Genomic DNA, 22,931 nt, shown 5'->3' with positions numbered 1-22,931 from the left:
TCGTTGATGGGTCTATTACCCTGTTTGAAACCGCGAATTTTCACGCGTTACCCCACGCCCGTTACACAAATGAAAAGCTGTGGAGATTTGACTCCCCCTACCGGGTTCCCCAACGGTCTCCATCTCTTGCTGTGATAGCAGAGTGGCAAGGAGTACAAAGAGCCATCAGATTACTTCTATCGTGAGTCCCTCCTCTTGCAAGAGGAAGAATGTGATGTACCTCGGTTGCTGAGGTCAGCTTTCCTTGCCGTTTACACTCCTCGCAAAGAGGATGAGCCGCAATGTAGCGGTCACGTATTCTCTTCCATGCACGACCATATCGCTTACGAGTTGCTGGATCGCGGTCATACTTTTCATACCGTGCAGCTTCCTTTTTAGCATGTTCTTCACAAAAACGTCTGTCAGTCAGCTCTGGACAACCAGGATAAGAGCATGGTCGCTTAGGTTTCCTTGGCATACTACACCTCCTTTTGCCCATAGAAAAAGCCCTCGCAGGAGAAATGCTCCCGTGAAGGCTTCTGTTTGCTAATATTCCATACTACCATTATATAACTTTCACTACGGACAAACAGTGTCATCGTATGCCAACCTGTGCCAAAGTGTGCCAACTTTTATTTAGGCACCTTTAAATGCTGCAAGGCTGATGAGTGAAGTCTATGCACAGTTCTCATAGAAACATTAAGGTTGACACAGATTTCTTCCCAGTTAAGAAAGTTAATGTAACGGTAGCGAAGAAGCAGCTTCTCATCCACGTTTTCCATCTGGTTAATCGCTTCACGAATATCTGACTTAAGCTTTATTAAACGTTCCACCTCTTGTTGTATCTGCTTCTCCAAATCTACTATTCTAATCACGTATTTTTCAAAAGGTGGATCAGTACTTTTTGTTTTACTGACTTTTTCCTCAAGAACAGGAGATGAAACACTTCTTGAGAGTTCCCTTAGATTTTGCAACTCCTCAAGATCGGAATTAATCAGCTCATTTAAGCGATAAGCTTGTTTCAAGAATTCCTTTGCCGTCATCGCACCACCTCCTCATGTAGCTTTTTAATTAGCATCTCAGGATCGAGGGATGTCAGGGTAGTGAAATACCCGGAATGAAAGAAACGCTCAATCTCACATTTCGTATATCTAGCAGAATCATTGCGAGGGTATTTCGCTAGTCTTTTCAGAGCAAAACGATAATCCTTGACCGCCTGTAGAATAATGGCATTTGCCAGTTTTTCAAATGCATCCATCATACAACACCCCTCGCTTTCCCCAGATTTGCTTTGACAGCGTTAATAAGATCGGACTGTGTCTTTTCCTTTCGTTTCAAGGCTCTCATCACATCTTCATCAATCGTTCCTTTTGCAACAATGTGATGGATAACCACCATTTCATTTTGTCCTTGTCTCCAAAGTCTTGCATTTGTTTGCTGATAGAGTTCCAGACTCCAAGTAAGACCAAACCAAATAAGTGTTGAACCACCACTTTGTAAATTGAGACCGTGTCCTGCTGATGCGGGATGGATAACCGCCACAGAAATATCACCGTTGTTCCAGTCCTTGATATCCTTGGATGTTTTAATTTCTCTAACATTAAATCTTGCTTTAATACGCTCTAAATCGTGATTATACCAATATGCAATAAGGACAGGTTTGCCGTTTGCACCTTCGATTAAATCTTCAAGAGCATCCAGCTTGCGGTTATGGATAATATGAGTATTTTTATCATCATCATAGACAGCACCGTTTGCCATTTGAAGGAGTTTGCCCGAAAGGACTGCTGCATTCATGGCATCAATCTCCTCATTGGCAAGCTCAAGAACCATCTCTTCACGAAAGTGATCGTATACTGATTGTTCTTTATCATTTAGATACACCGACACTTCATTTATCACGCATTCTGGCATTTTCAGAAAATCAACCGACTTCATTGAAATGGTAATATCTGAAATTAGCCGATATATGGCATCTTCTGCCCCAGGTAACGGTTTATATGAAAATACAATCTGCTGATTACGTTTATCTGGAGTAAAGAAGGAATTGCGGTAGTGAGTTATGTATCTGCCGAGTCTTTTACCCATGTCGAGAATACGAAACTCTGCCCACAAATCCATTAACCCGTTACTGGATGGAGTACCCGTAAGACCCACAATACGTTTCGCCCTAGGTCTGACTTTTAGTAAACTCTTAAATCTTTTTGCTCCATAGGACTTAAAAGATGACAATTCATCAATGACCACCATGTCATAATCAAAAGGAATGCCACTTTTGTTTACTAACCAGTCAACATTTTCTCTGTTTATAAGATAGACACTTGCTGGTTTCCTAAGAGCTGCTAACCGCTCCTGTTCTGTTCCAATAGCCACTGAATACTCCAGTCCTTTTAAATGCTCCCATTTGTTTATCTCAGCTGGCCAAGTATCCCTTGCTACCCTTAGTGGGGCAATGACCAGAACCTTTCCAATTTCAAAACTATCAAGGCATAAATCAAATATAGCAGTTAAAGTGATTACGCTTTTGCCAAGACCCATCTCTAAAAACACCGCTGCTATGGGATGCTCAAGTATAAAATTCGTAGCATATGTTTGATATTTATGAGGATTGTATTTCATAGAGTATCCCTCCAATCTGCTCAACATCATCAATGACATAGCAGTTAAAGCCTAACTTTTGTAATTGCTTTATTCTTCTAATCTGTAGTGGTCGAGGTTTCTTTCCGGAAGCCTTTAATTCCACAAAAGCGATCTTCCCTAACGGTAAAAGCACTAAGCGGTCTGGCATCCCATCTAAACCCGGACTAACAAACTTTGCTGCAATGCCTCCCATCTTTTTTACCTCAGCCACCAGTTTCTTTTCGATATATTTTTCAAGCATAAATACCTCCCATATAAAAAGGCTCGGAACAAGAAAACAACTTTGACCCATTTTTCCTATACGCGCGCGTATGCGTGTATGCACAGGCTACACTTTCTTCTTTTTTACTATTTATAAATAAATAGGATACTTCTTGTTCCACTTGTTCCGAACCGTAGATTTTCCTTTTGATTACTAGCTTCGGGGAAAGAACCAGTATGAGAACAAGGTAAGGTACAACTAGCTTTGTTCCTCGGTTCGGGAATAAGCTCGTTGCTTTCCATAGATAGGGAAATTGATTGTTCCGTTCTTGTTCCCGGTGTACTTGTTCCACCCACTGATCTTTCTCATAATGGCACCGATGGCATAAGAATCAGATGTTCTCATTGAGGATGCATCTTTTCCAAAACATTCACACCAAATCTCCATATTGCAGACAAGGGTTCTTTTTACTGTTCCAACACGGGTGCCGCCGCCAAATTCGCTACCGCCGAGGAAATTTCTACGCTCGTATAAAGACATAGTGTCCCAATCATCCGGCAAAAGAGTATCCAGATAGGTACGAACCAATCCTTCTCGTTCATCTGTTTCCATGGCATCTGCCTGCTCACTAGTTGCCATGGATGCATCATCACCTTCAAGGTAGAGTTTTTCTCCCTTCTCATAAAGCACTAGTGTCTCTGCCCAAATCTGCTGTACTTCCTCTTTAGTCATCTGCCAAGCTTTCTTTTTATCATTACCGCTAATACGGACTGGCCAGAATCTTCGATTGCCGGTTATATCTCGAAGAAACCCGCTTTCTGCATTTGTAGAACCTACAATCACACATTGACGGGGATGGCTCTCCACATTGACTCCATAACTTGCCCGGTACTTATCATCTGCCCTCGAAATAAAAGACTTCACAATTTCCACATCCGTCTTACGCATTCCGGCAAGCTCACCCAGTTCCAATAACCAATATCCCTGAAGTTTCTCAGCGCCGGATTTATCTTTCATATCCGTAATGGTCAAACTATCTGAAAACCAATCTCCAGCAAGTTTTGCAAAGAAAGTTGACTTACCGATACCTTGAGGACCGTTTAAGATAAGGACACTATCAAACTTTGTGCCTGGTCTATAAATGCGGGCTACCGCTGCAACCATCGTTTTGCGGATAACTGCTTTTGTATAGGAATTATCTGTTGCACCGAAATAATCAATTAATAGATTATCTACTCGACTAATTCCATCCCATTTTGGCAGGGAGTCCAGATACTCCTTAACAGGATGGTAGGCTCTTTCAGCCGCTACCGCTAACACAGCATCCTTGGTCTTGGTAGGGGAATAGACTCCGTATTTGCTGCTTAAATACACTTTAAGAAGTGCATTATCCGAATCATTCCAACCCGCCTTGATCTGTTCCCAAGGCAGACCTCCTTTGGCATCAATACCATCACGGTGGCAATTAAAAGCTATATGCTGTAATTCCTTGTCATGACGAATAATCAAAACGATGTTGTCTAGAGTGTCTTTTATTCGGCCTTGCTTATCCAATTCCAAAGCTGTCTGCCAATCCTCATCACTAAACTCCTCTTCAGCCTGTGCCTGTCTCTCCTTAGCAAACTCAGCTTTTACTTTTTCATCTTTAATAGCAAACTCGCACATTGCCACAAAAGACGGCATCTTACCGGGAGCTGTGGTGGTAGAAGCTTTATCATCTAAAGAACCAAATTTATGAATACGAACGAGATCAAAAGCATTGAGGAGTAATCCACTTGCTGGGTCTGTAGCATGGTGGCTGTATGCGAATTTATCATCATAGATAATCACACCGGCACTACTATCAGCTGGAATATAATCGTATCGTCCTTCCATAGCAGATGGGGCATAAACTGCACCTAAGAATTTCTCAATTGCTTCACGTACGGGATAGGCACGACAGAATGTTCCTACCACACCTTCCTTTAAAAGCGGATCTGCTTGTTCTTTAAGACTGCGATTTATAACTTCAGACTGCCTGCTTGATACTGGCCAAGTTGATGTATCCCGCCAGTTTTGATATTTTGAAAGATAAACATCAGGGTCAAGCAATTCTCCATCCTGCTCTTCATAGACGAATTCACCATTAGAGGAAGTGGATGGCCAATACATAAGGCGATGGGCTTCATAAGTCGTATCATCGAAAAGATCTATGCCGATTTCTTTTGCCACCATACGTCCAACGGCTGCGTATTCTTCTTCGCTGACTTCACGAGCGAGAGGAACGATTAGCCTAAGTCTTGGATTTTCCGGTGTATGCTTATGGGTGGAATAAACACAGCATTTGAAATCAAAAAGCATACTGATTTGTTCCCAGATATCTGGTCTACCGTAATCCATATCTAAGGTAAGCAAAGAACGGCATAAAACATTGCCCTTCTTTCGCCTTCCCCCTTTTAAATGGCCTCCGACAAAACCACCCACATCTTTGATATCATCTTGTTGGCCTCTTTTTAATTTCCGATATTCTTCTACTGTTTCCGTAGTACGTTGTGTTGTCTTTACACGGGCACAAAAATCCTCCCACGAGATATCTTTGTTTTTCCATTTCTTGTCCATCCGACTGTTGCCCACAGCGATTTTCATAAGCTTTCGACCTCCTCATGCTCTGGACTAAAATATCTGACCGTTTGTCTGCGTTTCTTGGCTACTTCAATCTCCCTTGCCATCCCGCTTGAGATGGTATTGCCTAGCACCCAAACCTCGGAGCATTTGCCCATAAGCACGATGTCCATAAATATGGCAAGTTCACGTTCCTCTGGATTTTCATCATCCATAAACTGTGGAAACATAAGGTGGGGAGCAATTGGGATGCAATTATTCTCCAAGGCAAATCTACAAAAGTTGCGAGCCTTTTTAACGTTTCCTTCTACATCACCGGAATAGGGAGAACAGATATATACAAGTGGCTTAAAGGCAGATTTTTTCTCTGCCTTTTTCTTTCTTATTATGTTGGTCAGTGCCTCATGGGGAGTTGGGTCATGGTATCCTTCATGATTGAATTTATCGATTCCCATTACACACCCTCCATTTCTATCTGCGGCAAAATACCATCTGCCTTCAACAGTTCGTAAATGAAGAGTCTGCCTTTTTGAGTCCAATATGTATGGACTTTTGTATGCAGTTCACCGTTACTACCGATGTAGCTATGTGTCTTGGTGCTGGTATAGCCTTTTTCTGCATACTTCTGATATAAAAGCCAGATACCACCTTGTTTAAATTGGATGCCCTTTTTATTAAGATAGCGGTTCATCCAAATAGCTGACTTACCGTAATCTTTGGCAATTGCTGATGTAGAAATGAGGTCTTTGCAATTTAGAACTACATCATAATAGGAGACTTTCGGTTTCATTTCTGCAATTTGCTGATTCTGAACGGCAATCGTACCTTCAAGCACTTTATTTTGTTTCCTTACTTGAGTTAGCTGTTGATTAGCAATCTGAAGTGCCCTTGCCATGATTGCTTCTGGGGAATTCCATCTTCTTTCTATTTCAAGAAAGTATTGGCGACACTCTTTCCCTTTTGGAGTACGCTGTATCATGCATAGCTCTTTTGCCATATCAATTGTTATTTGGTGGTCAACAGCAGGTCTTCCACCTGTACTTTCCGACAGAAATGTCGAAAAGTCCGTACCCTCCACAAATCCATACTCACACATTCTTGGAAACCATTTATCATAGGGTGTTTTCACTTCCAAAACTGCATGCAAATCACGGCCAAGCACTGTGGGGTGGTCATTTTCATAATTGATTCTTACTAATTCGTCCATACGAATTACCTCCTGTAATATAGTCAGAGAGGAAACCCCTCTACCTAATAGCCACAGGAGGTAATGAATGTTGAGGATTTTGAAAAAATATATTTAATCTTTTTGATAAAACTGACACTCATAGCCATCAGCACCAAGTAACAGGCCTTTTGCCCATGTTGGTGTCCTAGCCATTTGTTCACAAATAGTAGAAAGTGACCTCCTCATATCCGCTTCGATTATAATTTCATCGTGTACATGAGCCACAATGGAACAATTCTTTAATGTCTGCATGGCATGGCACAAAATGTCACGGCTGATTGCCTGGACAATATTCTCTACAAATTTTGGACCGTAGCTTTCGATTCTTTCCCACTTCTTCGTCCCACCGATACCTTCATAAGTAACTGACTCACCACCAAATACATTCTCTCCTATACGAGGTTTCACATAGGAAAGCCGCCTGCCGGAAGGAAGGACAATAAAGAGCATTCCACTTTGATATATAAATTTAATACCGTGTGTTTCTGTAGGAGTTTTCTGCTTAACGCAGGTTTTTACAGAGCGGTCAACATCCCACCATAGTTTTGTAATATTGGGATTGGATTGTCTCCAAGCCGTTACAAGAGGTTGAAGTTCCTCTTCTTCAATTCCCATCTCCAAAGCACCCATTGATTTCAATGCTCCAACAGATCCACCGTAACCTAGGGCTAATTCAGCAATTTTTCCCTTCTGACGAAGATGTCCATTAACACCGTTTTTCTCCACAGGTACATTAAACATCTGAGATGCACTTGCACAGTAAATGTCACCGCCATTTTGGAATACATCTATTCTCCATTTTTCTCCCGCAAGCCAGGCTATAACGCGAGCTTCAATCGCTGAAAAATCTGCAACTATAAACTTCATGCCCTCCTGCGGTACAAAAGCAGTACGGATAAGTTCCGACAGTACCTCCGGAATAGAATCATAAAGTAAGGTAAGAGCATCAAAGTTTCCGCTACGAACTAAAGCACGAGCCTGTTCCAAATCGGGCATATGGTTTTGAGGGAGATTTTGTAGTTGAATAAGCCTGCCTGAAAACCTACCAGTTCTGTTTGCTCCATAAAACTGAAACATTCCTCTTGCACGACCATCATTACATACTGCATTCTCCATTGCTGTGTATTTTTTTATCGATGATTTTGCAAGCTGCTGACGAAGTTCCAAAACGGTGCCTAGTGGTTCAGGTGCTGTCTTTAACATCTCAGCAACTGCTTTTTTACCAAGACTATCTGTTTCCAATCCGTTATCAGCAAGCCATTCTTTCATTTGTTGTACGGAGTTTGGTTTCTCTAAATTAGTTATATCCTGCATTAAAGCCATTAGCTTTTCCCGCGACTGTTCATCCATCTTGACGGCTTGTTTTACAAAAGCCATGTCAATAGCGATACCACGATCATTGATTCTCTGGTCAAGATGATATTCTGACCATATATTCTCTGGAAGCGGGAATTTAGATAGTCTCTGCTGTATTGACATCTCGGCTTCCACATCACGGAGGTTATATGCTTTAAATCGCTCCCATTTATCCATGTCGTGTTTTGGCAAATTACGAACTCGTCCTCCGTTTGATTTAGTAGGGGAGCAAGGTGTACAGAAATATTTAATGAGGTCTTTGCCTTCCGTCAATTTTTGTTTTTCCAATCCTAAGACTGCACCGACACCTTCAAGTGAAAGTGGAAGTCCCATATAAGCCGACCATATCATTGAACATTTCCAGGATGTAGGGTCAAGATAATCAGTAAGGTTAAGCCATTTTGATAGGCAAACACGTTCAAACATAGCATTAAAGGCCCATTTAATAACAGAATTATCCATAAGGGCATTGATTATTTCATTTGGGATTTTCTCTCCACAGGCAATATCGACCACCTGAACTGCACCGCCATCAACCGAATAACCAAACAATAGAATTTCAAAATCATCACTCTCGGCATAACGGTAGACTCCACATTTTTGAAGATTGGCACTACTAAATGTTTCAATATCAATTGAAATAGAATTCATGTATTACCACCCTTTCCAATGCAAACGAGGTGACAGAAGAACAACTTCCACCACCCCGTTTGTATTCATACTTTAGCTGTTATGCTAGGAAATCATCATCTTCAATTGTGGTGAAATCATCAGCCGCTGTGGTTCTGCTGCCTAAAGGCTCTCCATCTCTAATCTTTTGGATGTTACCAAGTCCACAGGCCACACCCTTGTTACCGTTAGAATTGAAAGCATAGAAATTAAGTGACACTCTTGCATAGCAACCACTGTATACCTCATTGCGATCCAGAATAGGCTTGACTGCTTTATCTACAATCTGAGGCGGAGTAGTGCTGTTGGCATTTACAAAATAATGTCCTTTATAAGCCTCATCATCTCGTTCTACATCACCATCTCGAAGTGGTAGCTTGATAGCAGCCTTATTTGGCTTTTTACCACCAAACTTTGCAATGCCCTCTTCAATAGCAGCATCAACTGCTGCATTGATGGCATTAATGGTTTCCTTATCCGATTTAGGAATCAATACCGATACACTATACTTTTCTGCCCCACCATTGATGGATACCGGTTCCCAGCCATGAAAGTAGCTGAGACGTGTGTTTACACCAGTGATAACCTTCGTTCTGTTTTTATTATTCATATTCACATTCCTCCGTTATTTCGTTAAATTCGTTTTTTGCGTTTGATACGTTCATAGCCGGACGCTTATCCGATAGCGGGACCAGAGTCGGCTTTCCCGGTGGCTTGTATATAAGATCACCGAGTATCTTCTCAAATTTTGATTTGCCCATCAGCCTTTCCATTTCCGTAAGAGTGATGAGACTCTGACGAAAGATATCTTTATAACCGTTTGCTTTGGCTACTTCAGCCACAGCATCTTCATCCTTGTATTTGCGGACAGATCTGCCCTCAACAACCTTAAAACCATGCCACTCTTTCCCATGATTAACAGCTGCATCGGTGGCATATGCAATGATTTCATTTGCCCATTTCGTAAGGTCGGACAGTTTAGATAGAACTTCCTCGATTTCAGAGTCCGTAAGTAGTGGAGGTAGTTTAAACTCCGATTGTGCCAATTTCAGTTTTTCCTCAGCCCTAGCACGGCATTTAACTGCCGCTCGGCAGAAAGTACACCACTCACCCGGAAGATATTCACCTTCACCGTCATAAGCTTTTTTTGCCTTTGGTTTTAGTTCTTTTTCTGCCCAAGCTTTTAAATCCTCTACCCGTATTGTCCATGTGCTGACATTCTCTCTGCGTGGCTGGAAAATGGTCATGGACACTTCCTCGATGTCGTACAAACTATCGTAAATTTCTAAAGCACCCAGTGCATACAGTTTCATCTGTGGATTGTCCACCGCATCCACCAATACTCCCATGCCATACTTGAAATCGATAATGTGAAGTTTCTTATCTGCAATAATGATGCAGTCACCGGTTCCAAATCCCTGTGGAACATAGCAGGAAAAATCAAGACGCTGTTCGATTAGTATTAAAGGGTCTGTGCAGCTCTGCTTTGCCAGCTCAAGCTGTTCCATTACAAATTCCACATAGGCATCACTGTGTTCTTCCATCGCATCGGAGTTATAAACTGAGACAGGACGCTTACTTCTCATGTGAAGTGCTTTTTTAAGCTTATGTTCACAGAGAGCATGGGCGGCGGTGCCTTCAGCGGCTGCACTGGATTCGTTATTTACAAACTCCAGTTCCAATCGTGCAGACGGAAGGCAATTCAGCCACCTATGGGCGCCTGATGCGGAAAGAACTGCATGATCACTCATTCCCAAGTACCTCCGCATCTTTTAACATATCTGCATAATGTTTTGGGGCCACTTCGCTTAATTTAGAGCCACCGTATTTTTGGATTATTTCTCTTACTTGAGCAGTAAGACCGGCTTGACTCTTTTCAGCGAGTTTTGCTCTTACTTCCTCTAGAGTGATCTCCTTTTTCTTTGGCGCAGGTTCTTTTACAGGTGAAGTCGGCTCTTTTGCTTCGACAGGTTCATTGCCCGCCATTGCATCGGCAACCGCTTGTATGCTGTCTGCCAAAGAGCGCATATCTGAAACCACATCAAGAAGTAGTTTGATTTTGCTCATGGTTTAATCCTCCCTCCTTAATCTCACTAATGGCGAGTTCCTGTACGGTGTCACCCGGAACAAGGATAGTCAGTTTCTGCTTATCACCAAGTAAGAAACGGAGGAAACGCTCCCTTATGGTGACATTACGGCAAGTTACAATCCCGCCAGTCTGTGGAGTTTTTGAAACACTGATTTTCAAGTAGTGTTTCATGTTCTTCACCTCTTTCCGAGAGCGTTTATGTACTGCCCTCTATCTATTAGCCGTGGCAAGAGGGGAAAGTTGAGGATTCTGGAAAAACTTTTTTGAAATTCTTCTTAGCTGTATCTAAACGGTGTGAAATGGCACTTTTACTAACACCCTCACGCTCTGCATACTCTGTTACAGAAACACCATCTAGGAATATAGCAATCAGTAACTCTGCTTGTTTTTCCTTGAGGGTCTTGCGGATAATTTCACAGAGGTATTCATACTCTTCTTGTTTCTCTCGAGTCACTTCATCGGTGTTATCAGGGAAATAGTCCATATGATCCGTTGCATCCTCAGATTCGTCATCTTTGCGGAATGGTTTCTTTGGCATCCCTCTGTGTCTATCAAATTTATGCCAGTTATTGTACTCGGGTTTGTTGAAACGCTCGTCCATAATCTCTTGTGGTGAACGGCGTGCTACAGTTTCCTTCTCCTCGACAGAAGATAGCCTGTCCTCGTAATCTGCATCAATCATTAAAGTGAAGTCCTCGTCTGGTACCTCTAGATAGATAGATTTGTTTTCGTGCTGAATTCTAATTTTCATTTTGCATCCTTTCCGCCGGACTGCATTGGCGGCAAAGGATACAAAAATAGGTCTGTGCCTCGAAGTACACAGACCCTTTGTCCTGAAAATGAGCGCAACAAGGTAAGGTACTTTTATTGCAACGCATAACAATCCTAAACGGACTGAAACGTAGCAATATGTATCCTTTGCCCTTATTGCAAATCAGGCATTTGATATTTTTTTGTAGACGAGGAATGGTCTAATTCTTGCTAACTACGAAGGACCTTTCCTTCGTCTAGTATTATTGTAAGAGAGAATTGGACAGCCTTGGCGGACACCTCATGCCCGTTAATTTCAGGCTTAAAATTAGGCTTTCCCTCACAAAAACACCTAAAAACGACAATAAAAAAAGCCATACACAAACCCCTAAAAGGATTCATGTATGGCTCACATATTTTGCAACTAAAAAACGGACATCCCGTGTCCGCTTTTTCAAAAATATTTTGATTTTTTATAATGGCTCTGCGCCATGTTCCTGTAAAAATGTTCTAATCTCATCCATCGATTTTGGATATAGGTGAGTCAATGCAAAATCATACCAAATATGACTATTGTTATTGAAGTTCAACGAAAATGGAGAATTGCTAATTATATGGTTACTAATTTTAGGTGGCAGATGAAGTCCAAGGCAAATTAAAACTATGGAATTAATAGAGCCTGGTTCTTCACCATTAACTATTCTTCTTATGGTACGCTCATTGACCATTATTTCCTCTGCTAATTCGTTATAAGTTACTTTTCTCCACTTACGAACTATTTTAAGAGAGCTGGTATAGCTATTTGGCAATTCATTATAGATTCGCATTTCTTCAGCTATTGTTTCGGCTAGTAGTTGGGCCTTCTTTTCTGGAGCCGCATACTCAAAACCATTACAATATTTTATATCAAAATCAATATTCGATGTCTTATCACGATTGAGAAAACATTCAGTATAATATCTTTCCTTGCACCCAGATTTGACTGATAACTCGAAAACCAAGCAGCACTCATCCATATGGGTTCGTGCATAGTTCGAAAGTACAGTCTGTCCAAATATATCCTGCGTTATATATTTTGGATGGTTTAAGACAAAGTGGGAATCTACATATATATAACTTCCGTCCCTAACTAAAGCGGCCATTTCTGGATTGGTTATGCTTTGGATGGCAGCATCCTCTGCACCTATAGAAAAGGTCTGATTTCTTTCAAGAGCACCCTTCTTAAATCTATGAGGCTTGACGTAGCGACCATCTATGTAAGTAAAGGTTCCGATTGCTTCCTCATATCCAGCATCAATCATTCGGATTTTAGCTGCTGTCCGAGATACACTGAAGAACGTTGCTAATGCATCAATAACTGGCTCCATTACATCTATAAGTTCAGATGTTCCCAGTTCTGAACGGAATTGCTTAATAAATTTGAACGCTTGGGTTTTAAACATAGCAAGTGGCATTTGTATCTTTGGAGCGAGGGCATTCGCCTGCCACTCCATCCAGTCAGTTGCATCTCTGGTATTGTCTTTTATACCTCCGACCACCTGACACTTGATTCGTGTGGCACTGCTGTTATACAACCGCTCCAATTCAAATGCTTTTCTATGTTGATCCCAATGAACACACTCATGCACAATAGTATTATTGACTGATCCCAGATTACGAAGGAAGTAAGCTTTAGGGTCCACGATTATTGTACGGCCACTCACACGGGTCTGTACCATTTCATCGATGTCTACATTATAAAATTCTGCATCACAGTCGTGAAAGTATATCTGCCCAAAAACAGAGAAATCCTTTGTAATCTCCCTCATTTCTACTGTAAGGCCCATTTTTTCTGCCAACACCTGTGGCTCAACTGCCATTGGGGTTTTTAATGCTTCAGGGTAATGTCTTCTAAGGAAGTCTGTGGCAACAGATTCTAGTTGTTCCTTATGAATGATAGGGACAAGGGAGTCTGACATAGGTTTCGGCTGCTTATTTTTGCTAGTATACTCCGTTATACTAGAGATTGAAAAATCATCCAAATTGCAATCCAAATCACCTGAGCATTCTAGCATAAACCATTGCCGGCAATTTTCTGATTCATCATAACGATGATTTGATTCACGGACTTCGAATTCCGCTTCAACAGCAACATCAAATTCTATTTTCATGTCCGGTAAGTCATTAACAGATACGAACTTTACTTCTATATCTGATAACTCAATGCCGCCAATGTTTTGAACTCTGTATAACCGTAAGTCTAAATCTTCACAATTATCCGTTGCATAGGTTTGTATGGCAGAAAATATCTCATTATAGAATCTACCATCCACGTAATCTTTAAAAGAACGATTACCCGCCAAGGCACTCCCTCCTCACCCCATATGAAATTAATATCTTTAAGGATTTTTACTATTCAAACATTAGTTCATAGGTAAATTATAACATGTATTTTGATTGCCTCAACATTTATTTTACGTTTGCGAATTTTAATTGTTGCTTCGCTAACTTTGTGATAAACTTTATTTATTAACTTAGGCTAGGTACTAAGGCGAGGTGATATTATGTCCATAAGTTATAAAAAACTATGGAAACTTCTTATTGATAGAGATATGAAAAAAAAGGACTTAAGAGAAGCAGCTGGTATTAGTACAGCTTCAATGGCTAAGCTTGGAAAAAATGAAAATGTTAATACTGACATTTTAATAAAAGTATGTAAGGCGCTTAACTGCGATATTTCAGATATTATGGAGATTGAAAAAACTACAGAAACCCCACCAAAAACAAAGGAGTGAGCTAATGAAACTGTTATATTCAAACATCCTACCTCTTGGAACATCAGAGGGTCAACAAACAATTATAAATTGTTTTAACGAGCAAATTGCAAAATCAGACCGTGTTGAAATTGCGGTTGGATATATTTCTCGTGTTGCCTTGGAAGAACTCGACAATCTGGTCGAAGAGCATAATATATCTAGTATATGCCTTACCATTGGAATGTACTTCATCGAAGGAATGCCAGAAGGATCATATAATACTGCTTTAGAAATCAACAAAAAATGGACAGAGACTGGTATAGGTGAAATTAAGATCGTAAAAGCATTCAAATATCATGGAAAAGTATACTGCTTTTATAAAGATGGGCAACCTTTTTCTGCTATTATTGGTTCCGCAAACTTAGGTGTAATCAAATTAGATGCTAATAACCGTAGGCAATATGAAATCTCATCGGTTACTGATGATGCTACTGAATGTAAAGAAATTGCTGAATTTTTAGAGAAGCTAAAGGCTCAGAACTGCTCTGATAATATTGCTAACATTATAGGAATGCCAATAGTCAGGGAAGTTAACACATCACTTAGTGGCATTGATACGGTAACACAGATTCCCCAAACTGGTGTACAGCTTTATGAACAGCATAAAACAGACGTTTCTTTTGTACTGCCATTAAAAGTTCCTGCTTACGATGAGCGGCATATGGATGATGGTAAGCATTTCACAAAGTCAAATATAAATGTTAGCTATGCCGCACCACGAAGTAAAAGGAAATCCCGTGATTGGTACGAAACTCAATTGACTGTTAGCAAAGCGATAACTCGTTCAGAAGGTTACCCTGAAAAAAACAAGCCTTTTTTTGTTGTAACCGATGATGGCTATTGGTTTAAAGCTCATACCACAAGCGATGGCAATAAACAATTCAGTGCTGTTGGCGATGAACTCATTCTTGGTCGTTGGATTAAAGGTAGACTTGCAGCAGCAGGTTTAGTAACACCAGTTAATGACACCCAAGCTGATACTGATCGTAAGGGAATGATTACGAAAGAAATGTTACAAGCATACGGTTGCGATAGCCTTGTACTTTCAAAAACAGATCAGAAAGCATTGGACGAAGATGGCACCGAGCTTGATGTGTGGGTTTTATCGTTTGAAACAATTACTAACGAATGAGAGGTGTATCAATGCAATATTTAAAAAAATACTTGCAAAAAATAAAAGAGCGAGGTAACGAAAAATTAGCTGAGTCCATTTCCAAAACAGCTGAAGATATTGGCAATCAACATATTCGCAATTTTTCATTTATAAGTCATGAGATTGGCTTGTTGTTTGGTAATGTGCAATCTGGAAAAACTGGTCAAATGTTTGGCGTTATGTGCAAAGCTGCAGATTTAGGATTTCCCGCATTCATCTTACTCACAACAGACAATGTTGTCTTGCAACAACAAACCTTAGATCGAGTTAGAGACGACTTAGACGGCTTCTGTATTTGTGGCGAAAACGACTCAGGCTTATTTATTGAAAATAGCCTTGTTAAGCCAGCCATTGTCGTTCTAAAGAAAAATGCAAGAGTACTAAGATTGTGGGCAAATGTATTTAATTCTACAGGCTTTATGAAGGGCAACCCTCTATTCATCGTTGATGATGAGGCGGATGCGGCTTCCTTAAATACTCTAATAAACCGTAATAGTCAGTCATCAATTAATAGATATCTGGATTCTATAAAAAATGGAGCATCAAGTAGCTTATACTTACAGGTTACAGGTACGCCTCAAGCAATCTTATTACAGACCCTTGCGTCTGGTTGGCATCCATATTTTACATACTACTTCCATCCAGGGGATGGCTATTTAGGTGGAGACTTTTTCTTTCCAACAAGCGGTAAACCTGAATGCATTGATTTTCTTGAAACTATCAAACGACCGACACGAAGTGTTGTTATACGCCACCTTGCTGTATCTGCTCAGATTTTAGCATCAAAAGGAAAAGTATCAAATTGCCTTCTACATCCGAGCGTACGACAAAATGTCCACCAGCGTTTTGCTGACGATGTCGCAAAGGAACTAGATTGGTGTATGGAGCATATCAATACCGAATTCATCACAGAATTACAAACCCACTATGATTCTTTAGAACCCAACAAAAGTGAGAAACTTTCTTTTGAAGTTATCTATAAAACTACTAAGGATTTGTTGGAAAACAAAGGGATAAAAATTCTTGTTATGAATGGAAAAACAGATGTTGAGAGTCCAGATTATGCAACAGGCTGTAATTTTATCGTAGGCGGAAACACTCTAGGCCGAGGCGTAACTTTTCCAGGGCTACAGACAATTTATTATACAAGAACCAGCAAAAAGCCTCAGGCGGATACTATGTGGCAACATAGTAGGATGTTTGGTTATGACAGAGACTCTGGCATGATGAAGATATTTATAGATGAACAACTCTATAAATTATTTGCGGACATTAACGCTACTAATAATGCCATTATCGCACAAGTAGAGCAAGGAATTGAAAACATAAAAATTTATTATCCAATTGGATTGAATCCAACTCGAAGGAATGTAATTGATAACAAACGAGTCAATATCCTTTCAGGGGGAACGAACTATTATCCGTTCTACCCAGATAATAACACCATAGATGATATATCAAAACTATTGGAGCCTTTCTCCAATGATGATCCTTATTACCAGGTAAATTTGAGGTTAATTAAGAAAATATTATCTCACATTATTGCTAGCCCAGATTTCAAGTTAGATGCATTCCTTTCTGTCATTGATACACTTCTTTCAGAACAACCAGCTGGACAGGGTATTTTGATTGTCAGAAGAGGAAGAGATGTTGCACAAGGGACAGGAGCCTTGTTGTCTCCGAACGACTGGAAACTAGGTGGCACTTTCCATGACAAAGTAGTTCTGACCATGTATCAAGTGACTGGTACTAAGGGATGGGGTGGAAAAGCAATCTGGGTGCCAAATATTAAACTTCCTCACGATACAATGTATTATGATGTGTCTGAGGATGATATAGAAGAAGAAGCATAGGAGGGCAAGAATGGATGTTCACCAACAACATAGCAAAAAGGATTTTATTTGCCCCTCCACTCCAAGGAGCGGACACTTTATTAATATTAAGCGGATATGCTACCCCTAATATGGCATCATGGCTTATTAAGAGTTTTCAAGAACAAAATATGCACCCTCTAAATATTTCATTGCTTATTGGAATGGTTCCTTACGATGGATTAAGCGTTCCTATACATGAGGGCTTTATGGAACTCCATGGCAAAACATATCCAAAAGCAGTGGATAGCTTTTCATGTAGTTATGTTTGCGAAAACCCTCCAGTTCACGCAAATTTATACATTTGGCTAAAGGAAGAATCACCAGTACAGGCATATACAGGTTCAGCTGATTTTGTGCAGAATGCATTTATCCAATCCAGAAAAGAAATAGTTGTATGCTGTGATCCTAAAGAAGCTTATAAGTTTTATGAAGAAGTTGAAGCAAACTCAATTTATTGTAACCATGCAGAGGTCGAAGACCATATCGTTCTCCGTCCAACACATCAAATTCTTGATGCTGAAAACAAGCCTCTAACCACTTTGGCTGGCGAGGGTATTACTTCTACGACTCTATCGCTTCTCACAAATAAGGGTGAAGTTGGAGAAAAATCCGGATTAAATTGGGGTCAACGAAAGGGCAGAAACAAAAACGAAGCTTATATACATCTTCCTGCAAAAATTGCAAGAAGCGGTTTCTTCCCGTTAAATAAACAACACTTTACTGTTATTACAGACGATGGTCATACTCTTCTCCTAAGAGTTGAGCAACAAAACGACAAAGCAATTACAACACCTCTTAGCAACGCTCAACTCGGAGAATACTTCCGAAACCGTTTAGGTCTTGGAAATGGTGCGTTCGTAACAAAACAAGATTTACTAAACTATGGAAGAACAGATGTTACCTTTTACAAAATCGACGATGAGCAGTACTTTATGGATTTCCATGTATAAACAAAGCAGTTACTTTGCCTTCTCTACAAAGTAACTGCTTTTTCATTCTTTAATACTTGGCTCTACGCTCTCATATTCAATTCCAGCAAAACACTTCAATATTGCCTCAAAAATGATTTTTGCACCCTGACAAGGTACTGCCATTCCAATTTGTTTGCGTACACTCTCTTTACTTCCTACGAATCTATAAGTATCAGGGAAAGTCTGTAATCTTGCCCGCTCTCTGTTAGTCAATGCTCGTGGTTCTTCCCAATGGTAAATATGTGTTCCTCCACCACCGCTTCCCGTAACCGTATAGGAAGGCTTAGTTGGATCGAGCCTCTTATATATTTGACTTATTTTTGCTCCTCTAATATTAAGTCGCAAATCTTCTGGAAGGTCTGCCGTAAATGCATTTTGTCCAGGTAGAATATGCTGCAACCTTCTAACAACAGTTTCGGATTGTCTTGTCAATTCATTATTATATGCATCCTCTGGAATAGGGGGATTTTCTATTGCATTTTTGCAAGTATTATCGATTCCGACATAGGGTGCTGTCGATGGGACTTTAAATTCAACATCGATGTCATCCCGTATGCCAACGATAATCAAACGGTGCCTCGCTTGAGGGACTCCGTATTCCTCAAATTTGTAGAGATGAGGTGTAATTGTATAGCCAGCTTCCCTCAGTTCCTTGAGAATCTTAGTGAAGGCTTTCCCATCATTTGCATTTCTAAGTCCTCCAACATTTTCTGCTAAAAACCACTTGGGTTTAAACAGTTTTAGAGCTTTGACACCATACGAATACAAGGGACCGAATACCCCGTCCATACCTTTTTGCTCACCAACAACACTATAGTCATTGCATGGGAAACCAAATGCCAATGCATCAATCGGGGCTAGTTTAGACATATCGAATTTGCGAATATCCGCATGGTAAACAGTATTAGGAGTATCAGGACAGATATTTAATCTATATGTTTCACAGGTATCTGCGTCATAGTCATTTGCCCACTGATGTACAATCGCAAAGTTTGGATCTTCAATACTAGCATTCATTGCACCCCAAGCGATCCCACCTGGGCCGCAAAATAATTCACCTAATCTAAATATCATAATATCACTCTCCCTCCTTTGAAATACCAATTTTATTACCGTTCCGCATAGTCAAAAAATCTATGAACAATTGCACCATTGCTACCCCGTCATCATCTAAGTTTTCTAAACCATGAATCTGGCAATTGGGATGCATATCATTTTCTGATATATAACCTGCGGCTAACAATATTTCAAACGGGTGAAAATTTAAAGCACGTGCGATTTCACATAATGTTGCCCAATTAGGGTTTTTTCTAGTTCCGTTCTCAATTTTCATTATTTCACTGTCGCTTGAGCCACAAGCAATTGCTAACTTTTTAAGAGAAAGCCCCATGGCTTCTCGACGACTTTTAATCATTTGTCCTATCTCAGGCATCCTCTCACCTCTGCATCATCTTATCATCTTCGCTGCCTTTTGTCAAGAACATCTTACTTAAACGCTGCCCAAAAGCAGCAATGTAGTAATTTTCAATTTAATGCACAGCTCTTCTCCTATACTCAGACCACATCTATTCTATCTCCACAACCCTATGAAGTTATCTATTCTGTCAACTCAACCCCACGCACTTTATTACAGTCGACCTGTTTCCTCAATAAACAAAAACAAGGATTTTCAAGATTGAAAGGCACTGCCAGTCATCAGACAGAAAATCTTCCAACCTCGGAAATCCTTTATTTATCAGTACTTTGAATAGTCCTATTTTTCAACCCTTGACATCAAGACAACACACTCCACATGCACCGTCTCAGGGAACATGTCCACACAGCAAACCTTTTCCACCCTATACCCTCGCTCCTGAAACACCACCAGATCCCGTACCAGACTTGTTGGCTTGCAGGAAATATAAACCAGACGTTCCACTCCATAATCAATAATTCGGTCAAGAGCTTTCGGATGAATACCATCCCTTGGTGGATCTAGCACAATCAAATCTGGCTTATCCTTAATCGAACCAATAACCTTCAGAACATCTCCCGCAATGAACTCACAATTCGATAAACCATTCAACTTGGCATTTTCTCGGGCAGCCTCCACAGCCTCCTCCACAATTTCAACACCAATTACCTTTTTCGCCACAGGCGCCAGAATCTGTGCAATCGTTCCCGTTCCACTGTACAAGTCAAAAATCAGCTTATCCTTCGTTTCCCCGACAAACTCTCTGGCCACACTATACAGAACCTCCGCACCAAGAGAATTCGTTTGAAAAAAACTAAACGTCGAGATTTTAAAAGACAATCCAAGAAGCTCCTCACGAATAAAATCCCGGCCAAATAAAATATTTGTTTCATCACTCTTCACCACATCCGCCAAACTGTCATTCACAATGTGAAGAATTCCTACAATACTCCCTTCCAGACAATTAGCTGACTCCTTGCTGCCATCAGAATTTAGTCCAAGAAGCCGATCTCTTAATTCCGATAAATCTAGATTTTCCTGTGAAGAAGTAATCAGACTGATTAAAAGTTCTCCTGTTTTAGCTGCACGGCGGACAAGTAAATGCCGCAAGTATCCCGTATGGGAAAGCCTATGATAAAAATCCGTACCCTTCTCTGAAAAATACGTTAAAACACAGCTTAAAATCAAGTTATAATCTGGATGCACTATTTTACACTGATTGGCAACTACAATATCATGGAAGCTTCCCCGCTTATGAAGCCCCAAAGCTAGCGGACCATCCTTGTATTCATCGCCAAAAGAAAACTCCATTTTATTTCGGTATTCCCATTCTGACGGGCTGCCCTGAATTCCAAGGAACTCGTACTCAGTACAAACAGGCGCTAAAAGTCTTTCCACCTGCTCTGCCTTCATTTTCAGCTGATTTTCATATGACATGGTCTGATACGTACAGCCTCCACATGGACCAAACGCTGGGCATTTTGCAGCACGATCCTCTAGATGAGAAGGTTCCAGAACCTCCAGCAGACGTCCCTCCACCTTTCCCTTACGCATTTTACTGACTGAAAAACGTATCTTTTGCCCAGTAATAGCATTTTTAACCATAACTTTTGTTCCTTCTATCATCAATATCCCTTTATTGGGAAATTCAATTTTGTCAACGATTCCTTCATAAATCTGTCCCTTTTTCATAATCTGCTCCTTCTATTCGAATAAACAGGCATATGGCACACGACCATACGCCCTATGTAGACACCATTCCTAATTATTCTTATCCTTCTTATTACCTGAGCCCTGAAACAAAACCCTTGCAAGTAATCCTGTTCCTCCAAAAATAAGCACCATATACAAAATCCATTCAAATAAAGTCATTTGATTCAGTTGTAGGTGAGTCGTACTGATAATTGATGCTACAATTAATAAAACACCCAAACCACATACTATTTTCCCGACAATGGAATCTGGATTTGCAAATACTATCACCACACCGATAATTAGCGGAACCACAATAACTCCACCTGCCACATCAAATCTTCCAAATCTTACTCCTTGAAAAAAATAAGAAGTGACTGTAACCTTATTCATAAAAAAATAGAGTCCCACAACAAGCATTGCTAGTCCACCCAAAAATGAATACAAAGCATTATTTCCTTTATTCAAATCCTGTTCCCCCCGTCTCTTTCATGCTATCACTTATTCATTTTACTATTAATGACTAAAATCGTCAATAACATTTCTTGTGCTCTCTGTCAGTTAAAAATCCCTTAGAATTACTTGTTATTTTGAAAAGAGTTCATTATAATAAGAAAGAAAACTATTTGAATAAAAAAATAATGAAACGGAAGTGACCTTATGAAATATTTAATAGATTCCCACACCCATACTATAGCCAGCGGACATGCTTACAGCACACTTCATGAGATGATTGAAATGGCCCAGAAGAAGGAATTACCTATTTTAAGTGTAACTGAACACGCTCCTAGCATGCCTGGAACGTGCCATGCATTTTATTTTGAGAATTTACGGATTATTCCAAGGAAATATGATAGCTTTACCCTTCTGTTGGGAGCAGAAGCCAATATTATTGATTATAATGGAACGATTGATATCTACGACGATTTGGCAAGGCGACTAGATATTGTGATTGCCAGTTTGCACCAGCCTTGTTTTAAAGCTGGTACGGTGGAAGAAAATACCCGCGCCTATCTCAATGCGATGAAGAATCCAAATATAAATATTATAGGCCATCCTGATGATTCCCGCATTCCAGTAGATTATGAAAAATTAGTTCAAGGGGCAAAAGCCAGTCATGTTCTTCTTGAAGTAAACAATAGTTCTATTGCTCCTACAAGCTTCCGTTCCAATTCAAGAGAAAACATTAAAACCTATCTGACCCTTTGCAAAGAACTTAGCGTCCCAATTATGCTAGGAAGTGATGCGCATATCTGCTATGACATTGCAAATTTTAAATACGCAGAAGAAGTTATAGAGGAAGTCAATTTTCCAGTTCAGTTAATTGCAAACTGCAACATGGATTTAATAAAAGAATATTTGACCAATGTACCAGAAGGTATTTTTCAATAACTTACCCGAAAGCACTCTTTACTTTACAACTTTACTATGGTAAAATAATAGCTAAAAAAGAGGTCTTCCGACCTAATCCATATAAGG

Annotated in this window: 24 protein-coding genes; 5 read left to right on the top strand and 19 right to left on the bottom strand. The window is 40.2% G+C overall.

Annotated features, from left to right (window positions below; translation table 11 throughout):
- Window positions 1-97: 97 nt before the first annotated feature.
- From BM305_RS13280 to BM305_RS13210, 15 genes are all read right to left on the bottom strand, one after another.
- Complete coding sequence (locus BM305_RS13280; protein ID WP_092561600.1) at window positions 98-457, bottom strand: HNH endonuclease; 360 nt, start codon at window positions 455-457, stop codon at window positions 98-100.
- Window positions 458-611: 154 nt separating this feature from the next.
- Complete coding sequence (locus BM305_RS13275; RefSeq protein ID WP_035150326.1) at window positions 612-1,022, bottom strand: DUF1492 domain-containing protein; 411 nt, start codon at window positions 1,020-1,022, stop codon at window positions 612-614.
- Window positions 1,019-1,237 carry a hypothetical protein gene (locus tag BM305_RS13270; protein WP_085333708.1) on the bottom strand — a complete coding sequence of 73 codons (219 nt, stop codon included), beginning with the start codon at window positions 1,235-1,237 and terminating at the stop codon, window positions 1,019-1,021. The genes BM305_RS13275 and BM305_RS13270 overlap by 4 nt, the downstream gene beginning before the upstream one ends.
- Window positions 1,237-2,598 (bottom strand): DEAD/DEAH box helicase, encoded by a 1,362-nt coding sequence (locus BM305_RS13265; RefSeq protein ID WP_242940546.1) that lies wholly within the window; start codon window positions 2,596-2,598, stop codon window positions 1,237-1,239. Before BM305_RS13265 ends, BM305_RS13270 begins: the two co-directional genes overlap by 1 nt.
- Window positions 2,579-2,860 carry a VRR-NUC domain-containing protein gene (locus tag BM305_RS13260; protein ID WP_092561598.1) on the bottom strand — a complete coding sequence of 94 codons (282 nt, stop codon included), beginning with the start codon at window positions 2,858-2,860 and terminating at the stop codon, window positions 2,579-2,581. Before BM305_RS13260 ends, BM305_RS13265 begins: the two co-directional genes overlap by 20 nt.
- Before the next feature lie 219 nt (window positions 2,861-3,079).
- Complete coding sequence (locus tag BM305_RS13255) at window positions 3,080-5,446, bottom strand: virulence-associated E family protein (protein ID WP_092561596.1); 2,367 nt, start codon at window positions 5,444-5,446, stop codon at window positions 3,080-3,082.
- The gene (locus tag BM305_RS13250; RefSeq protein ID WP_072903408.1) at window positions 5,443-5,877 is read right to left on the bottom strand and encodes a DUF7768 domain-containing protein; all 435 of its coding nucleotides are present in this window, start codon (window positions 5,875-5,877) and stop codon (window positions 5,443-5,445) included. The genes BM305_RS13255 and BM305_RS13250 overlap by 4 nt, the downstream gene beginning before the upstream one ends.
- On the bottom strand, window positions 5,877-6,629 hold the full coding sequence (locus tag BM305_RS13245) for a phage antirepressor KilAC domain-containing protein (protein ID WP_092561594.1): 753 nt from the start codon (window positions 6,627-6,629) through the stop codon (window positions 5,877-5,879). Before BM305_RS13245 ends, BM305_RS13250 begins: the two co-directional genes overlap by 1 nt.
- A gap of 93 nt (window positions 6,630-6,722) precedes the next feature.
- Window positions 6,723-8,657, bottom strand: a complete 1,935-nt coding sequence (locus tag BM305_RS13240; protein ID WP_092561592.1) for a DNA polymerase — start codon at window positions 8,655-8,657, stop codon at window positions 6,723-6,725.
- 79 nt (window positions 8,658-8,736) lie between these two features.
- Window positions 8,737-9,285 carry a DUF2815 family protein gene (locus BM305_RS13235; RefSeq protein ID WP_044036310.1) on the bottom strand — a complete coding sequence of 183 codons (549 nt, stop codon included), beginning with the start codon at window positions 9,283-9,285 and terminating at the stop codon, window positions 8,737-8,739.
- Window positions 9,278-10,426, bottom strand: a complete 1,149-nt coding sequence (locus BM305_RS13230) for a DUF2800 domain-containing protein (RefSeq protein ID WP_092561590.1) — start codon at window positions 10,424-10,426, stop codon at window positions 9,278-9,280. Before BM305_RS13230 ends, BM305_RS13235 begins: the two co-directional genes overlap by 8 nt.
- Window positions 10,419-10,742, bottom strand: a complete 324-nt coding sequence (locus tag BM305_RS13225; RefSeq protein WP_092561588.1) for an rRNA biogenesis protein rrp5 — start codon at window positions 10,740-10,742, stop codon at window positions 10,419-10,421. The genes BM305_RS13230 and BM305_RS13225 overlap by 8 nt, the downstream gene beginning before the upstream one ends.
- Window positions 10,717-10,935 carry a hypothetical protein gene (locus BM305_RS13220; RefSeq protein ID WP_092561586.1) on the bottom strand — a complete coding sequence of 73 codons (219 nt, stop codon included), beginning with the start codon at window positions 10,933-10,935 and terminating at the stop codon, window positions 10,717-10,719. The genes BM305_RS13225 and BM305_RS13220 overlap by 26 nt, the downstream gene beginning before the upstream one ends.
- A gap of 46 nt (window positions 10,936-10,981) precedes the next feature.
- Window positions 10,982-11,515, bottom strand: a complete 534-nt coding sequence (locus tag BM305_RS13215) for an ECF-type sigma factor (protein WP_000702208.1) — start codon at window positions 11,513-11,515, stop codon at window positions 10,982-10,984.
- 472 nt (window positions 11,516-11,987) lie between these two features.
- Window positions 11,988-13,856: a helix-turn-helix domain-containing protein gene (locus BM305_RS13210; protein WP_000918425.1), complete on the bottom strand. Its 1,869-nt coding sequence runs from the start codon at window positions 13,854-13,856 to the stop codon at window positions 11,988-11,990.
- Window positions 13,857-14,057: 201 nt separating this feature from the next.
- Between BM305_RS13210 and BM305_RS13205 the strand changes: the two genes are divergently transcribed.
- Genes BM305_RS13205 through BM305_RS13190 form a run of 4 tightly spaced genes read left to right on the top strand, consistent with a single transcriptional unit; the run spans window position 14,058 to window position 18,286 of the window.
- Window positions 14,058-14,288: a helix-turn-helix domain-containing protein gene (locus BM305_RS13205; protein ID WP_000028496.1), complete on the top strand. Its 231-nt coding sequence runs from the start codon at window positions 14,058-14,060 to the stop codon at window positions 14,286-14,288.
- A gap of 4 nt (window positions 14,289-14,292) precedes the next feature.
- Window positions 14,293-15,441, top strand: a complete 1,149-nt coding sequence (locus BM305_RS13200; protein ID WP_000772283.1) for a restriction endonuclease PLD domain-containing protein — start codon at window positions 14,293-14,295, stop codon at window positions 15,439-15,441.
- Window positions 15,442-15,452: 11 nt separating this feature from the next.
- Window positions 15,453-17,315 (top strand): Z1 domain-containing protein, encoded by a 1,863-nt coding sequence (locus BM305_RS13195; protein ID WP_001199693.1) that lies wholly within the window; start codon window positions 15,453-15,455, stop codon window positions 17,313-17,315.
- Window positions 17,316-17,329: 14 nt separating this feature from the next.
- Entirely contained in the window at window positions 17,330-18,286 is a 957-nt protein-coding gene (locus tag BM305_RS13190) for a restriction endonuclease PLD domain-containing protein (protein ID WP_000494898.1), read from the top strand.
- Window positions 18,287-18,328: 42 nt separating this feature from the next.
- On the opposite strand, the gene BM305_RS13185 is transcribed toward BM305_RS13190, so the two are convergent.
- The 4 genes from BM305_RS13185 to BM305_RS13170 form a co-directional block, all read right to left on the bottom strand.
- On the bottom strand, window positions 18,329-19,381 hold the full coding sequence (locus BM305_RS13185) for a DNA cytosine methyltransferase (RefSeq protein WP_000577432.1): 1,053 nt from the start codon (window positions 19,379-19,381) through the stop codon (window positions 18,329-18,331).
- Window positions 19,382-19,385: 4 nt separating this feature from the next.
- Complete coding sequence (locus BM305_RS13180; RefSeq protein ID WP_242940541.1) at window positions 19,386-19,721, bottom strand: helix-turn-helix domain-containing protein; 336 nt, start codon at window positions 19,719-19,721, stop codon at window positions 19,386-19,388.
- Between the two features lie 339 nt (window positions 19,722-20,060).
- Window positions 20,061-21,452, bottom strand: coding sequence for a 23S rRNA (uracil(1939)-C(5))-methyltransferase RlmD (gene rlmD, locus BM305_RS13175; protein WP_092561584.1), 1,392 nt, complete (start codon window positions 21,450-21,452; stop codon window positions 20,061-20,063).
- A 69-nt stretch (window positions 21,453-21,521) separates the two neighbouring features.
- On the bottom strand, window positions 21,522-21,920 hold the full coding sequence (locus BM305_RS13170; RefSeq protein ID WP_092561582.1) for a hypothetical protein: 399 nt from the start codon (window positions 21,918-21,920) through the stop codon (window positions 21,522-21,524).
- A 192-nt stretch (window positions 21,921-22,112) separates the two neighbouring features.
- Here BM305_RS13170 and BM305_RS13165 point away from each other — a divergent pair, with 192 nt between their 5' ends.
- Window positions 22,113-22,844: a phosphatase gene (locus BM305_RS13165; RefSeq protein WP_092561580.1), complete on the top strand. Its 732-nt coding sequence runs from the start codon at window positions 22,113-22,115 to the stop codon at window positions 22,842-22,844.
- Window positions 22,845-22,931: the final 87 nt, after the last annotated feature.

It is taken from the genome of Anaeromicropila populeti, from assembly GCF_900112775.1.
Classification (GTDB): Bacteria; Bacillota; Clostridia; order Lachnospirales; family Lachnospiraceae; genus Anaeromicropila_A; species Anaeromicropila_A populeti.
The sequence above is the reverse complement of the archived record's forward strand: the minus strand, read 5'-3'. Positions and strand labels throughout refer to the sequence as shown.